Genomic DNA, 14,080 nt, shown 5'->3' on the forward strand with positions numbered 1-14,080 from the left:
CGCACAGCGACATCCTTTCGTTCTATTCGTTTTGTCAAATCCGATGAGCGTCCCGTCTCGTTGGTCGCTGACGCGCTGCTCAAATGCCGTGACTCACGCTGGGACTCATCGCATCAATTTCGAATTGCTGTCTCGGAAGACTTCAGCCTTTTGGGCGGCGCACGTGGCGCATGATGGTCATGCCAGCCAGGCCGATCAGCACCACGCCCACCTGAAACAAGCCAACCACCGCCGTCTTCGGGCTGATTTCCAGGCGAATATCTTCCCATATACGAATAGCGATGGTGGTGCCGCGCGGCGTGCTCAGGAACAGGCTGATGATGAGGTCGTCAAAGCCGGCGAGGAAGGCAAAAAGAAAAGCGCCGGCAAAAGACGCCGCCAGGATCGGCACAGTGATCGTCGCAAGGGCCGTCAGGGGCGATGCTCCCAGGTTCACCGCGGCACGTTCCAGGTTGATGTCGAACCGACCCAACGCCGATACGAGAATGATCACCACATAGGGCAGGCCGATCACCGTATACGCCAGCCAGAAGCTGGCGGCCCGGCCGTTCATGCCGATAGCGACCGCAGCGAAGAAGAACCCGAGACCGATGATGATGTGCGGCAAAATCATCGGCGACACTGCGAGCAACCACAGCAGCCGTCGCCCTCGGAAATGGCCTCGGGTCAGCGCCAGCGCATACGGCGTGCCAACAGCGAGGCAGGTCAGCGCCGCCGCTCCCGCTAAGCGCAGGCTGAACCACAGGGAATCAAGCCATTGCCCATCGTGGACAAAGACCTGCACCCAACGCCAGGAATAGCCGGGCGGAGGGAACGTGAGATACGGGGCATTGCTGAAGGCGATCAGGAGCACGACGACCATCGGCGCGAGCAGAAAGGCAAGCAACGCGATCGCCGCCACCGGCAGGAATCGCGCCAGCACCCATCCCCCCGCCTCTGCGAGCTCAATCAGGGGCCTCGGTGCCGACAATCCCAGGCCTATTCCTGTACGACGGTGCCGTGAGTTGCCCGACGCATTCTCCTTGGGCAATGGCACGATCTGCCGGCTAAAGACGATCAGGCCACTTCCAACCAGAAGCAGCAGCAACCACGCCAGGGCGGCGGCAACATCGAACTCCGCCAATGTCGAAACCCGGACCTCAATGGCCTGAGCCATGAGGTAATCGCCGGGCGCGCCAAGCAATGCAGGCGTGATGTAGAAGCCGACCGCGCTGAGAAACACGAGCGCAGCACCCGCGACAACGCCCGGTATCGACAATGGTAGGAAGACGGTGACGAACACGCTGGCGGCTCCGCCGCCCAAGCTCTGTGCCGCCAGAAGCAGCGACGGTGCGATTTGCCGCATGCCCGCATAGATCGGGAGCACGGCCAATGGCAGCAAAATATGTACCATGCCGATGATGTTGCCCGTGCTGCTGAACACGAGCGGCAGCGGAGTCTCTATCAGCCCCAGCGCCAACAATGTGTGATTGATCAGCCCGTCACCGCCCAGGATGACGATCCAGGCATAGGAGCGGATCAGCACGCTGGTCAGATAGGGCACCATCACTAGCGCCATGATCGACCTTGCCCAGCTACGCGCCCGCGTGGCGGCCCAGTAGGCCAGCAGATAGCCTGACACCACGCAGATCGCCGTGACAATGCCGGCGATCGACAAGGTTCGCAGCAATATCCGGAGGAACGTGAGAGAGGATAGCACCTCGACATAGGCACCCAGACTCAGATGCCCGACTCTGTGCAAGCTGGTCCAGGCAATGGCGGCCATCGGTGCCAAGTAGCCGATGGAGAGCACGACCAACACCGGTAGCAACAGGCCGAGCCTCCGTGTTGCAATGCCCGTCATCATGCAGCTTTCAGCGCGCGGCCACCCAGCGTTCCCATTCGGCAACGGCGCGCCGCAACCCGGTCTGTCCCGTACCGTCCGTGGCATTCCAGAACGTATAGTCCTGCACGATCTGTTTGCCCTTCACCGCTGGCGCGGTCGGCAGCAATTTCGCGCGCTCCGCCGGAATATGGTTGAACGCCAGCGAATTTGTCGGTCCGTAGGTGATCAGCTCTGAAAACCGTGCCTGCGGTTCGGGACGGCTCATAAAGGCGATGTACTTCTGCGCATTCTCCACATTGGCCGTGCCTTTCGGGATCGCCCAGGCGGACCATTGCAAGATGCCCTGGTTCCAGCTTTTGCCGATGCTGGCCCCCTGGTCATTCGCGCCGTCGATCCGCCCGTTCCACGCGCTGCCGAGGCTGGCTTGCTTGTCCACCTGCAACTGCACGGACTCCGCGCCGTTACCCCAAAATTTCACCACGTCAGCGCGCAACCGATCGAGGCTCTTGAGCGCCCGCGGCCAATCGATCGGATAGAGACTCTCAGGCAGCACACCATCGGCCAGCAGCGCGATTTCGTAGGTGGCTCCGTCCGCGGCATTCGTCCCGGCCGCCAGCGTGCGCTTGCCCGGGAACGTGCGAACATCCCAAATGTCGGCCCAGCTCTGCGGTGCCTGCGCCGCGTGACGCTTTTCATCATAGGCAATCAGCATCGAATAGATCATCGCCGGCACAAAGGTACGGCTCGCGGCCACCACATCGAAACCGGCACGGTCCTTCTCCGTCCAGAGCGAATAGTCCAGCGGCAGCAGCAGCCCGTCCTGATCGAAGGCTCCCAATGCACCGCCGGAGATGTTGGTGACATCATGCTTTGGTGCTCCAGCCAGGATCGCGGCGCGCTGAACGCCGGCGTTGACACCGGGCTGGTGAATCACCTTGATACCTGTTTCGGCTTCAAACGGTTCGGAAAATGCCTTGCGCTGGGCCGCTCCCATGCTGCCACCGCCGTCGTATACGACGACGGAGCCACTTCCTCCTAAACTGGTCTGCGCAATCGCGGGGCGAGCGAGACCACCCACGGCGAGAGCCGTACCGGCGAGCAGTTGGCGGCGCGTCAAATCAATCGTCATTGTTTGTGTTCCTGAAGATGGAGGGATGAGAGCGGACATCGAAGATGCGAACCGTGCCCGGGTGAAAACGCAGGCGCGCTGCGTCACCCGCCTGCCAAAGCCGCGGACCGGCCGGCATGTCGGCCGTGATGCGATGGCCGGCAGCCTCCACCAGCACGGATTGTGAGGCTCCGCCGAACGCGACCTCTATCACCCGACAGGCTTCGCCGTCCGCATCCGGTGAAAGGATCTCGATATGTTCAGGCCGCACTCCGGCACAACAGCAGGCGGCCGGACGGCGGCCGTCCGCCGCCAGAGCCGGCCCCAGGATGGTAGCAAATCCCGCGACCCGCGCCGGATCGGCTTCCGTCAAAGGCAGGAAATTTGTGCGCCCGATGAAATCCGCCACGAAAGCATCGGCTGGGTTCCTGTACAGATCGACCGGCGTGCCGATCTGGCGCAAGCGTCCCTTGTCCAGCAAGGCAACCCGATCCGCCATTGAAAGGGCTTCCTCCTGGTCATGCGTCACCAGGATGATGGTGGTCCCCAGAGCGCGATGCAGCAGCTTCAGCTCCGTCTGCATGTGCTGGCGCAGCTTCTTGTCCAGCGCGCTCATCGGCTCGTCCATCAACAGCACGGAAGGGCGGAAGATCAGCGCTCGGCCAAGCGCGACCCTTTGCTGCTGGCCGCCCGAGAGTTGGTCCACGCCTCGACCGCCAAGCCCCTCGAGCTTGATCAAGCGCAAAATCTCTTCGACGCGCGGGATGATCTCGGACCGCCCCACGCCGCGGCGACGCAGCGGATAAGCCAGATTTTCTGCCACCGTCATGTGGGGAAACAGCGCATAGCGCTGGAAAACCATGCCGATGTCTCGGCGGTGCGGCGCCAGTCCGCTGATCTCACGCCCTCCGATCAGGATGCGGCCGGCATCCGGGCGCTCGAAGCCCGCGATCGTCATCAGCACTGTCGTCTTGCCGGACCCGGAGGGCCCGAGCAGCGCCAGAAATTCACCGGGGCGCACGTCCAGCGACACATCGTCGAGCGCGACAACGTCGCCGAAGCGCTTTGCCAACGCCTGAATCTCGACTGCCGCCCCGGTTGCCATGCTCGAGCCGTTCAGCCGCTGACCGGCAGGTCGTGATCCAACGCAGATAACCGTTCGGGTTCACCGTCAGTGACGATGAATGTCTCACCGAGGCACATCGCCAGCCGCGTTGCGGCATCAAGCTGAATCATGTGCAGGAACACCACCATGCCGGCCTCCAGCAACACCGGGTTGCCGGTATAGACCATCGGCCATTCCATCCAGGTGGGCGGATAAGCGGCTCCAAGGCTATAGCCGCATGCGTTCAACCGCGCATTCCGAAACCCGTGTCGGTCCAGCACGCTGGCATGCGCGTCGAACAGGTCGCCATACGTGAAGCCAGGGCGCAGCTTCTGCCGACAAGTTTCCAGGGCCTCTACATTGGCCGCATGCATCTTCCGCTGCACCGGTGAGGCCACGCCGGTGACCGCGGTCCGCATCAGCGCGACGTGGTAGTGGCGATAAGCCGCGGCGAACTCGATATTCACCTGATCGACCGGTGCAATGGTGCCTTTGCCGGTGAAGTAGCGGCAGAGCAGCGCGTTATCACCAGCGCCGCAGACGAAACGACCCGCCGCCGGGTCGCCTCCCTGCCGAATGATCGTGCCATAGAGCTCTGCAACAATGGCTGATTCCGAATTACCCGGGATGCAGGCAGCGGATGCTGCACGCCACGCGGTGTCCGCCAAGCGGCCGGCTTCGCGGACATAGACAAGTTCGGCCGGCGATTTCACCACGCGTAAGCCAGCGACGAGCTCGGATGCGTCCTCTAACACGGCATGGCCGGCGAACGCTGCATCCAGCAGCTTGCCACGCTGTGCATTGAGCGAGGCGGAAGCATATTCGACACCGATGCGATCAGCAGGCCGGACACGATCGGCCACCGTCTGGAGCAGCGTCTCAGCGGGGTTGGCGCCGGCGGCATCCACCCATACACGCACATCCTCAATGGTCGACGTCAGCCGCGCCTGCAGGATATCGGACGAACGGGTCAGCAGCACCATGTCGCCATCGACCCCGACCCACAGGCACTGGAATTGCGAATAGCCCGCCGTATCGTAGCCGGTCAGCCAGTACATGCTCTCCTGCCGGAATAGCAACAATCCCCGTAGTCCCAGCTCACGCATCCGGCCGATCGTACGGTCGATGCGGGTGCGGTATTCGTCTCGCGTGAAATGCAGAGCCATCGTCAAATCCAACTGGCATCCGGAATGATGCTTGCCGAGTTGAGACTAGATGATTGCGCAATGCAAAATGAATGGATTAATCTTTGACATATGAATCCTATTCAGCTCCTGGACCGTCGCCTCCCGTTTATCGCCCTGCGCAGCTTCGAAAGCTTTGCGCGGCTAGGCGATGTTGCGGCTGCGGCGGACGAGCTCGGAATCACGCCATCGGCCGTCAGCCACCAACTCAGTGCGCTACAAACTTTTTTGAAGATCCAGCTGACGGAGCGCCAGGGACGACGGTTGGCCCTGACCGCGGACGGGCGTCGCTACTTCGAGGCGGTCAGCCCGGCTTTCAGCCTCTTGCTGACATCAACGACGCAGCTGCGCCAGAGCAAGTTGCAGCGGCGCATCACAATCAGCGCCCTGCCGCTGCTGGCGACCGGTTGGCTGATGCCACGTCTGGCTGGCTTTCTGACACGGCATCCCGGTGTGGATATCCAGGTGCAGTATACCCGGTACCGCAACTATTCCAGCGATGCAGCAGATCTGTCTCTGCGTTTCGGAGACGGCAATTGGCACGGCTACAATAGCGAAAAGCTGTTGTCGGGCACCGCTTTTCCTGTTTGCAGTCCAGCGCTTCTGAAGCGTTATGGACAGTTCCGGCGCCCGGCGGATTTCCTGGCCGCGCCGCTGGTGCACGATGGCTCGACAGAACAGTGGGCACGATGGCTGGCCAAGGCCGGAATTGCCACGACGACACCTTTGACCGGCATGGTGTGCGAAGACGGGATGCTGACCCGGGCGGCGATGCTCAATGGCCTCGGTATCGCTTTGACCCGGCCATTGCTGCTTGAGCAGGAGATTACGGCGGGAAATCTGTTGGTTCTCTCGGATCTCGGTGTGGGAAGCGGTGAGGACTACTATCTTTGCACACGCGACGACCGCGAAGTGCCGCGAGCAGTCCACCATCTTATGGCGTGGCTGCGAGACACGCGCGACCCGACCGCCCGGACGCGGCCAAAGCGTCAGTCGTCTTAATCGACTCTTTGCCGACCGAGATCCTTCGTCACGACCGTCGACATTCGCGATTTGGCATCCGGCCTCTCAATGAGCATACGGGGATTGCGAGAGACCCAAGGCGGATCGAAAATGAAATTATCACACGCGGTCGGTTTTGCGAACATCGTGCTGCACTCACTGTTGTTTGCAGCAGCATTGCTCTTATTCCAGGCGTTCCGTTGACACCGCCTTCGGCATCCTCCACCCTTTGCGAAGCGAAGCGGGAAGGTAAGTAGAGGCGTCGGAAGAATCAGCGCTGCTCTGTCAGCGACACAGAGAACCGGCACTGCGCGGAGTTTTCTCGTCTGCTGGATGGCGAAAACGATCGACGAGTACGCGAGCCGGCACGATCGTGATCGGAGCCGCCTGAGCCTGACGGCAACAGTTATATGTCTTCATGCAACTTCATCAACGCGAGCAATTTGGCGGACGGCTTCGCATTGTCGCGCGCGTGAACCCATTCGGTGCCGTGCGCCACGGGTGTTAGGGGGACTATAGAATGACGGGATCGCGGCCTTCCGGTATCGGGCGCCGACCGTTCATCGGCGGTGCGGTGGCGGCAGCGGCTTTTGCCAGGGAAGCTTTCGGCACGTCGGCTGCGTTTGCTCAGACAGAGGGTCCGCAGCGTGGCGGCATCCTAAAGATTCTGCTTCGCCAGGACCCGCCCGCGGTGATCTCCGCGGGCAATGCGTCCGGTCCATCGAAGCTCGTCAGCGGCAAGATTATCGAAGGCCTGCTCACCTACGATTTTGCCCTCAATCCTCAGCCTCATTTGGCAACGGCGTGGCAGGTCAGCCCGGACAAGCGCGAATTCACCTTCACGTTGCGCCAGGGCGTGAAATGGCATGACGGACGAGACTTCACCTCGGAGGACGTCGCCTTCTCGATCCGACTGGCCGCGGAGATTCATCCAACAGGTCGCGGCAACTTTCGGAACCTGACAGAGATCCGTACGCCAGATCCGCACACGGCGACGATCGTCCTGTCGCAGGCCAGCCCCGCCCTACTCACGGCCTTCTCGGGGACCGAGACGGCAATCGTTCCCAGGCACCTCTATGAGGGCAAGGACTATTTCAATAATCCAGTCAACGCCAAGCCGATCGGCACCGGGCCTTTTCTCTTCAAGGAATGGGTTCACGGCAGCTTTATCCGTCTGGACCGGAATCCGAATTATTGGGATCAACCCAAACCGTTTCTCGATGGCATCATCGTGCGCATCGTACCGGACATGGCGGCGATCGCGATCGCGCTCGAGACCGGCGAAGGTGACATCGGCTACAATACCCCCATCCCACTCGCCGACCTGGACCGCTTCAAGACATTTCCGCAGATTGGCATCGAGACACGCGGATACGAGGCCGCAGGCGACTGGACGACGCTCATCTTCAATCTCGACAATCAGTATCTGAAGCAACTCCCGGTACGTCAGGCCATTGCGCATACGATTGACCGGGAAGCAGTGCTACGGTTGGGGTGGAATGGCTATGGCACGATCGCCACCAGCCCGATCACGAAGTCGCTCGGTCGCTATGCGGCGCGCGATGTTCCCGTTTACCGCCTCGATCCTGCGGCGGCTGAGCGGCTGCTCGACGAAGCCGGCCTTCCGCGCACCGGTAATGGCGTGCGCTTCAGCCTGACGCTCGATCCATTGCCCTCGACCGAGAGCTTCCGCAACGTCGCCGCTTATATCCGTCAGGCGCTCGGCAAGGTCGGCATTGCCGTGACCATTCGCGCGCAGGAATTCGGCACTTACGTCAAGCGCGTCTATACGGATCGCGATTTCGATTTTGCCTATGCATGGCTCATCAACGGCACCGACCCCTCGCGCCTGCAAACCTACTATTCGTCGAAAGGCTTCAAACCCGGCGTGCCCTTTTCCAACGGAGCACATTATCATAACGGTGAAGTCGACCGGCTGCTCGACGCCGGCGCGCTGGAAGTCGACGATGCGAAGCGGATCGAGATCTATGCCGAGGTCCAGCGCACCTCGCCCGTGACTTACCGGGCCTCGATCTGGTCGCTCAGCAGGTTTTCACCGTCTACAACAAGCGCGTGCACGATCACACGGTGAACGCGGACGGCCTGCAAAGCACGCTTGCAAGCGCCTTTATTCGGGCTTGAGAGAAGGCGCAGCAGCTCTGTCCAAGTGCGCGACTGGAGATAACAATGAAAACGCTACTGACGGTGCTCGCGGAAGCATAGCGCAGTCGAGCCTGCGCTTCATTTGAAAGACCGTTTCCTTGACGGTCTTCGATCGCGAAGTAACTTTCCTGCCATCGCGCACTGCGCAAATCGAGCGCCGCTGCGTAAGCAATTCGAGAGAGTGTCAGATGATCAGGATAATGAGTGTGTTGACGCTCACGGTAGCGCTGGCGGCATCCGGCCCCGCCGCCGCGGAGGAAAAGGAGACGCCAATTCGCGGCGGCACGTTGAATTCAATCGTCCATCCCGAGCCTCCGATCCTATCGCCGCTCCTGAACACGGCAACGCCGATCGTGCTGGTCGCCACCAAGATCAACGACGGTCTCGTCGACTACGCACAAGACGGCAGCCTCAAACCGCAGCTTGCAGAAAGCTGGGACTTCTCGAAGGACGGCCTGACGCTGACCTTCAAGCTGCGCAAGGGCGTCACCTGGCACGACGGTCATCCCTTCACCTCGGCCGACGTCAAATTCTCCATCGAGGAAGGGCTTCTGAAATACTCCTCGGCCGGCAAGCGCATTTTTCAGACCCTGTCGAAGGTGGACACTCCGGACGAGCACACGGTCATCCTGACCCTGTCGAAGCCTACGCCGGTGATCTACCGCAACTTCAACGCTCAAGCGCTATGGCTGCTGCCCAAGCATCTCTATGAAGGAACGGATATTCGCTCCAACCCATGGAATGCCAAACCGGTCGGGACCGGCCCCTTTGTGTTCAAGGAATATGTGCGCGGCAGCCATATCGCGCTCGATCGCAATCCCAGCTACTGGGACGCCGGCAAGCCCTATCTCGACCGGGTCGTCTTCAAGATCATCCCGGACGCGGCCGGCCGCGCCGCCGCGTTCGAGACCGGCGCCGTGCAATTCGGCCAACAGCACCCGATCACCTTTTCGGATGCGGATCGGCTCAAGAAAGACGGCCGCTTCGTCGTCGATACGCGCGGCTACGAATTCTCGCCGACATGGTTCTGGCTTGAGCCGAACCACAAGAACCAGTATTTGCAGCACCTCAAGGTGCGCCAGGCGATCGCCCATGCGATCGACCGGAACCTACTGCTGAAGACGGTATGGGGCGGTTACGGCAAGGTCGCCGACAGCCCGATTCCTTCGGCGCTCAAGCCGTTCCATCTCGGCGAAGGTTTGCAGCAATACCCCTTCGATCCCAAGAAGGCCGAGCAGCTTCTGGATGAGGCGGGGTTCCCGCGCAAGGACGGTGGCTGGCGCTTCAAGCTGACGCACGACTTCATCCCGTATGGCGACGACTATCGCCGCACCGGAGAGTTCGTGCGCCAGTCGCTGCGCCGCGTCGGCATCGACGTCACGCTCGGCAGCCAGGATCTGACCACCTGGCTAAAGAGCGTCTTCACCGACTACAATTATGACCTGATCAGCTCCTGGGGCAACGCCGGTGCCGATCCGCAGATGGGAATCGAGACGCGTTTCTGGTCGAAGGCGCGCATGCCCGGCACCTCCTGGGTCGTCGTCTCCGGCTATCAGAACGACGAGCTGGACGCAGCGATCGAGGACGCCCAGACCCAGATCGCCCCTCAGAAGCGCGTCGAGGATTACAATAAGCTGCAACGCATCGTGCAGCGCGACCTGCCTCTGATTCCGCTGTTCGAAATCGACTGGTTCTCGGTCTACGACAAGCGTCTGCACGGCCTGACCAACACACCCAACCAGCGCGCCGACAACTTCGCCAACGTCTATTTCGCCCCCGAATGAGCTCTGCCGGCCAATCCAGATCGCTGCTGCGGTACGTCGCACGCCGCGTTGTGCTCGCGATCCCGCTCATTCTGGGAATCATCGCCTTCAACTTCTTCCTGCTGCAACTCGCCCCCGGCGACCTCGCAGACGTGGTGGCCAGCGAGCAGGGTGGCGCGGCGGCGGACGCGGGCTATGTCCAGGAGCTGCGCAAGGCTTTTGGACTCGACCTGCCGATCCTGCTTCAGCTCTGGACCTATCTGAAGCATGTCGCGACCCTCGATTTCGGCTTCTCCCACCGTTACGGCATTCCGGTGACGGAGCTGATCACCGCACGCCTTGGCGGGACGCTGCTGCTTGCCGCAACCAGCCTCCTCATTGCGGTGATTCTTGGAACCGCTCTCGGCCTCGTGGCGTCCCGGCGGCCTGGGGGCGTGATCGACAGCCTCGTTTCGATCCTGGCGAGCCTGGCCTATTCCGCTCCGCTGTTCTGGGTCGGGCTGATGCTGATCGTGTTCTTCGGCGTCTATCTACAATGGCTTCCGACCGGCGGCATGCAGGAAGTGACGAAGGTACCGCTCCAGGGCGCGGCGTTGCTCGCCGACCGGCTTCATCATCTCGTGCTGCCCGCGACGACGCTCGCCCTGTTCTTCACGGCAATCTATGCTCGAATGACCAGGGCTTCGATGATCGAGGCCATGAGCCAGGACTACATACGAACGGCTCGGGCCAAGGGCCTGCGCGACGGCCGCATCATCTTCCGGCACGGCTTCCGCAATGCGCTGCTGCCGCTGGTGACGATGATCGGCCTCCAGGCCGGCACCCTGCTCGGCGGCTCCGTCGTCGTCGAAACAGTCTTCGCCTGGCCGGGCATGGGCCGGCTCGCCTTCGAGGCGGTCAGCAACCGCGACCTCAACCTCCTGCTCTCGATCATGTTGCTGAGCTCTTTCATCGTGGTCGCCGTCAATCTCGTCGTCGACATCCTCTACGCGTGGCTCGACCCGCGCATCGAGGTGGCGGCATGAGTTCGACATCCGTCGTCCGTGCCGTTCTGGCCTCGCCAGCAGGCATTGCGGGAGGCCTCGTGATAGCCGGTGTCATCGCAGCTGCGGCGCTGGCGCCCTTCCTCTATCCCGGCGATCCCTCCGACATGGTCGCTTCGCCTTTCATATGGCCGGGCAACGATCCGGAGTTCCCGCTCGGCACCGACCTGATGGGCCGCGACCTGACCGCCGGCCTGTTCCATGGCGCCTCCGTCTCGCTGATGGTCGGTGCCGTCGCAGCGGCGATCGCGCTCGCGATCGGTGTCAGCCTCGGCGCAGTGGCGGGCTACTACGGCGGATGGATGGATGACCTGATCATGCGGGTCACCGAGCTGTTCCAGACCATGCCGGCTTTCCTGCTCGCCATCGTCATGGTCGCGGTCCTCAACCCGTCGATCTACACCATCATCCTGGCGCTCGGGATCACCGCCTGGCCCGGCATCGCGCGGCTGACACGCGCGGAGGTGCTGGCCCTGCGCAACCGCGATTTCGTACAGGCGCTGATCGGCATGGGCATGTCGGACTGGCGCATCGTGCTGTTTCACGTCGTACCCAATGCGCTCACGCCAGTCGTTGTCGCCGCCTCCATCCTGGTGGCAACCGCGATCCTGTCCGAGGCGGGTCTCTCCTTTCTCGGCTTGGGCGATCCCAACCATGTGAGTTGGGGCACGATGATCGGCGCCGGCCGTGATGCCTTGCGCACGGCCTGGTACCAGACCGCAATCCCGGGCCTCGCGATCATGATCACGGTGCTTGCGCTGAACCTTCTCGGCGATGCGCTCAATCATGCGCTCAACCCAAGGCTACGACGGTGACCACGTCCTCATATCTGCTCGAGGTCGCAAATCTGGACATCGCGCTGCGGCGTGGACGGACGCTCTTGCCCGCGGTCGCCGACCTTTCTTTCGCGATTGCGCGCGGCGAGACCCTGGCGATCGTCGGCGAGTCCGGCTGCGGAAAGAGCATCAGCATGCTGTCCTTGCTCGGCCTGCTGCCGAAGCGCGACTGGGAAGTGCGCGGAAAAGCGCTGTTCGACGGCTCGGACCTTATCGCGCTTGCCGACAAGGAGCTGCGCCGTATCCGCGGCAATCGCATCGGGTTCATCTTCCAGGATGCGATGGCTGCGTTCAACCCGGTCTTGCCGATCGGATTGCAGATCGCCGAGGTGCTGACCAGCCACTCCTCCGTCTCGTTCGCAGCCGCGGAGAAGCGCGCCGTCGAACTCCTGGCCTTGACACACGTACCCGATCCGCACCGGCGCGTGCATGACTATCCGCACCAGCTCTCCGGAGGCCTGCGCCAGCGCGCCATGATCGCGATGGCGCTCGCCTGCGATCCGCTGCTGCTGATCGCGGACGAACCCACAACCGCGCTTGATGTCACCATCCAGGCCCAGATCCTCGATCTGCTGCTGGAGATCCAACGCGAGCGGCAGATGGCGCTGATACTCATCACCCACGATCTCGGCGTTGTCGCCAACATGGCCGACCGCGTTCTGGTGATGTATGCCGGCCGCGAGGTCGAAGAGCAGCCGGTCGATACGCTCATCACCGCGCCGGCTCATCCCTATACACGGGGCCTGCTTGCTGCCCGCCCCCGCCTGGGCCGCGAGGGTGACCGCCAAAGCCGTCTTGCTGCCATTCAGGGGGCTGTGCCGGCGCTCGGCGCCTGGCCGGACGGCTGCGCGTTTGCGCCGCGTTGCCCGTCCGTTGAAGCACGTTGCAGGGTCTCGCGCCCGTTAGCGATCCATTTCGAACCGCTCACGCTGTCCTGTCACGTCGTTGCCGACGAGAGACGCGGCGCGAGTCACAAGGATGTCTCCGGTGCTACAGAAGTCGCCTACGAGAGCAACTGATCTGCTCGCGATCGAGCACCTGTCGGTTGCCTTCGCCACTTCCCGTGGCCGACTGCGAGCCGTCAACGACGTATCGCTGACGGTCGCTCCCGGCGAGACGCTGGCGCTGGTCGGTGAATCCGGTTGCGGCAAGTCGACGCTCGGACGCGCCATCATGGGCATCGTCCCGCCGAGCAGCGGCGCGGTCAGGCTCGAGGGTGTCGACCTGGTGCCGCTCGGCCGTTCAGCGCGCCTGCCGTACCGGCGCGCCGTGCAGATGATCTTTCAGGATCCGTTCGGATCGCTGAACCCGCGCCAGCGCGTCGGCGACATCATCGCAGATCCGCTCCGCGTCCATCGGTTCGGTAACCGCACGGCGATCAGGGCGCGGGTCGGAGAACTGCTCCACCTCGTCGGACTGCCGGCCGGATCCGCCAGCCGCTACCCGCACGAATTCTCCGGCGGTCAGCGCCAGCGCATCGGTATCGCTCGCGCCTTGGCGCCGAAACCAGATCTGATCATATGCGACGAGCCAGTGTCCGCGCTCGACGTCTCGATCCAGGCGCAAATCCTCAATTTGCTCGCCGATTTGCGCGACGAGCTCGGCGTCTCCTACCTCTTCATCAGTCACGATCTCGCCGTCGTGGAATTTCTCGCCGACCGGGTCGCGGTGATGTATCTCGGACGCATCGTCGAGATCGCGCCGCGCGGCGACCTGTTCGCGCGGCCCGCGCATCCCTACACCCGCGCGTTGCTCGACGCCGTGCCTCGCATCGAGACGCGCAAGGCGAGCCCCGGGCCGAGACCGGTGCAGGGCGACGTTCCCAGCCCCTATGCCGTACCGGCCGGCTGCGCCTTCCAGGCACGATGTCCGCGCGCGCGGGAACGTTGCCGAAGCGAAATGCCGGCCCTGGAAACCGTTTCGACAGGACACGCAGTGGCGTGTTTCTTTCCGTAAAGCTCCTCCGGTCGCATCACGGTGAATCCAGGCGTGGGACAGCCAGGAGCCTCCCAGATTGAGGCCATTCGGTTGCTCCGGGTGTCCAGGATGAT

Annotated in this window: 11 protein-coding genes; 7 read left to right on the forward strand and 4 right to left on the reverse strand. The window is 62.5% G+C overall.

The annotated features are described in order from the left end of the window. Positions 1-142: 142 nt before the first annotated feature. The 4 genes from QCM77_RS09410 to QCM77_RS09425 are packed head-to-tail and all read right to left on the reverse strand — an operon-like array spanning position 143 to position 5,204. Positions 143-1,846, reverse strand: a complete 1,704-nt coding sequence (locus QCM77_RS09410) for an ABC transporter permease subunit (RefSeq protein ID WP_279683028.1) — start codon at positions 1,844-1,846, stop codon at positions 143-145. Positions 1,847-1,853: 7 nt separating this feature from the next. After that, a complete protein-coding gene (locus tag QCM77_RS09415; protein WP_279683030.1) occupies positions 1,854-2,954 on the reverse strand; it encodes a polyamine ABC transporter substrate-binding protein in 1,101 nt (366 codons plus the stop codon). Next, positions 2,944-4,038 carry an ABC transporter ATP-binding protein gene (locus QCM77_RS09420; RefSeq protein WP_279683031.1) on the reverse strand — a complete coding sequence of 365 codons (1,095 nt, stop codon included), beginning with the start codon at positions 4,036-4,038 and terminating at the stop codon, positions 2,944-2,946. Before QCM77_RS09420 ends, QCM77_RS09415 begins: the two co-directional genes overlap by 11 nt. A gap of 11 nt (positions 4,039-4,049) precedes the next feature. Further along, positions 4,050-5,204, reverse strand: a complete 1,155-nt coding sequence (locus tag QCM77_RS09425; protein WP_279683033.1) for a M24 family metallopeptidase — start codon at positions 5,202-5,204, stop codon at positions 4,050-4,052. 90 nt (positions 5,205-5,294) lie between these two features. Between QCM77_RS09425 and QCM77_RS09430 the strand changes: the two genes are divergently transcribed. The 7 genes from QCM77_RS09430 (at position 5,295) to QCM77_RS09460 (ending at position 13,985) form a co-directional block, all read left to right on the forward strand. Beyond that, the gene (locus tag QCM77_RS09430; RefSeq protein WP_279683035.1) at positions 5,295-6,224 is read left to right on the forward strand and encodes a LysR substrate-binding domain-containing protein; all 930 of its coding nucleotides are present in this window, start codon (positions 5,295-5,297) and stop codon (positions 6,222-6,224) included. Between the two features lie 520 nt (positions 6,225-6,744). Then, positions 6,745-8,316, forward strand: coding sequence for an ABC transporter substrate-binding protein (locus tag QCM77_RS09435; protein ID WP_279683037.1), 1,572 nt, complete (start codon positions 6,745-6,747; stop codon positions 8,314-8,316). Positions 8,317-8,587: 271 nt separating this feature from the next. Next, positions 8,588-10,171, forward strand: coding sequence for an ABC transporter substrate-binding protein (locus QCM77_RS09440; RefSeq protein WP_279683038.1), 1,584 nt, complete (start codon positions 8,588-8,590; stop codon positions 10,169-10,171). Next, positions 10,168-11,175, forward strand: a complete 1,008-nt coding sequence (locus tag QCM77_RS09445) for an ABC transporter permease (protein WP_279683040.1) — start codon at positions 10,168-10,170, stop codon at positions 11,173-11,175. The genes QCM77_RS09440 and QCM77_RS09445 overlap by 4 nt, the downstream gene beginning before the upstream one ends. Next, positions 11,172-12,008: an ABC transporter permease gene (locus QCM77_RS09450; RefSeq protein ID WP_279683042.1), complete on the forward strand. Its 837-nt coding sequence runs from the start codon at positions 11,172-11,174 to the stop codon at positions 12,006-12,008. The genes QCM77_RS09445 and QCM77_RS09450 overlap by 4 nt, the downstream gene beginning before the upstream one ends. Next, the gene (locus QCM77_RS09455) at positions 12,005-13,048 is read left to right on the forward strand and encodes an ABC transporter ATP-binding protein (protein ID WP_279683044.1); all 1,044 of its coding nucleotides are present in this window, start codon (positions 12,005-12,007) and stop codon (positions 13,046-13,048) included. Before QCM77_RS09450 ends, QCM77_RS09455 begins: the two co-directional genes overlap by 4 nt. After that, positions 13,008-13,985: an ABC transporter ATP-binding protein gene (locus tag QCM77_RS09460; RefSeq protein WP_462804307.1), complete on the forward strand. Its 978-nt coding sequence runs from the start codon at positions 13,008-13,010 to the stop codon at positions 13,983-13,985. Before QCM77_RS09455 ends, QCM77_RS09460 begins: the two co-directional genes overlap by 41 nt. Positions 13,986-14,080: the final 95 nt, after the last annotated feature.

This window comes from Bradyrhizobium nivariense, from assembly GCF_029846695.2.
Classification (GTDB): Bacteria; Pseudomonadota; Alphaproteobacteria; order Rhizobiales; family Xanthobacteraceae; genus Bradyrhizobium.

What these genes read in the sequence shown, in the direction of transcription:
- QCM77_RS09450 (WP_279683042.1), top strand. Translation starts at nt 11,172, where the DNA reads ATGAGTTCGACATCCGTCGTCCGTGCCGTTCTGGCCTCGCCAGCAGGC.
- QCM77_RS09460 (WP_462804307.1), top strand. Translation starts at nt 13,008, where the DNA reads ATGTCTCCGGTGCTACAGAAGTCGCCTACGAGAGCAACTGATCTGCTC.
- QCM77_RS09435 (WP_279683037.1), top strand. Translation starts at nt 6,745, where the DNA reads ATGACGGGATCGCGGCCTTCCGGTATCGGGCGCCGACCGTTCATCGGC.
- QCM77_RS09440 (WP_279683038.1), top strand. Translation starts at nt 8,588, where the DNA reads ATGAGTGTGTTGACGCTCACGGTAGCGCTGGCGGCATCCGGCCCCGCC.
- QCM77_RS09430 (WP_279683035.1), top strand. Translation starts at nt 5,295, where the DNA reads ATGAATCCTATTCAGCTCCTGGACCGTCGCCTCCCGTTTATCGCCCTG.
- QCM77_RS09410 (WP_279683028.1), bottom strand. Translation starts at nt 1,846, where the DNA reads ATGATGACGGGCATTGCAACACGGAGGCTCGGCCTGTTGCTACCGGTG.
- QCM77_RS09415 (WP_279683030.1), bottom strand. Translation starts at nt 2,954, where the DNA reads ATGACGATTGATTTGACGCGCCGCCAACTGCTCGCCGGTACGGCTCTC.
- QCM77_RS09445 (WP_279683040.1), top strand. Translation starts at nt 10,168, where the DNA reads ATGAGCTCTGCCGGCCAATCCAGATCGCTGCTGCGGTACGTCGCACGC.
- QCM77_RS09420 (WP_279683031.1), bottom strand. Translation starts at nt 4,038, where the DNA reads ATGGCAACCGGGGCGGCAGTCGAGATTCAGGCGTTGGCAAAGCGCTTC.
- QCM77_RS09425 (WP_279683033.1), bottom strand. Translation starts at nt 5,204, where the DNA reads ATGGCTCTGCATTTCACGCGAGACGAATACCGCACCCGCATCGACCGT.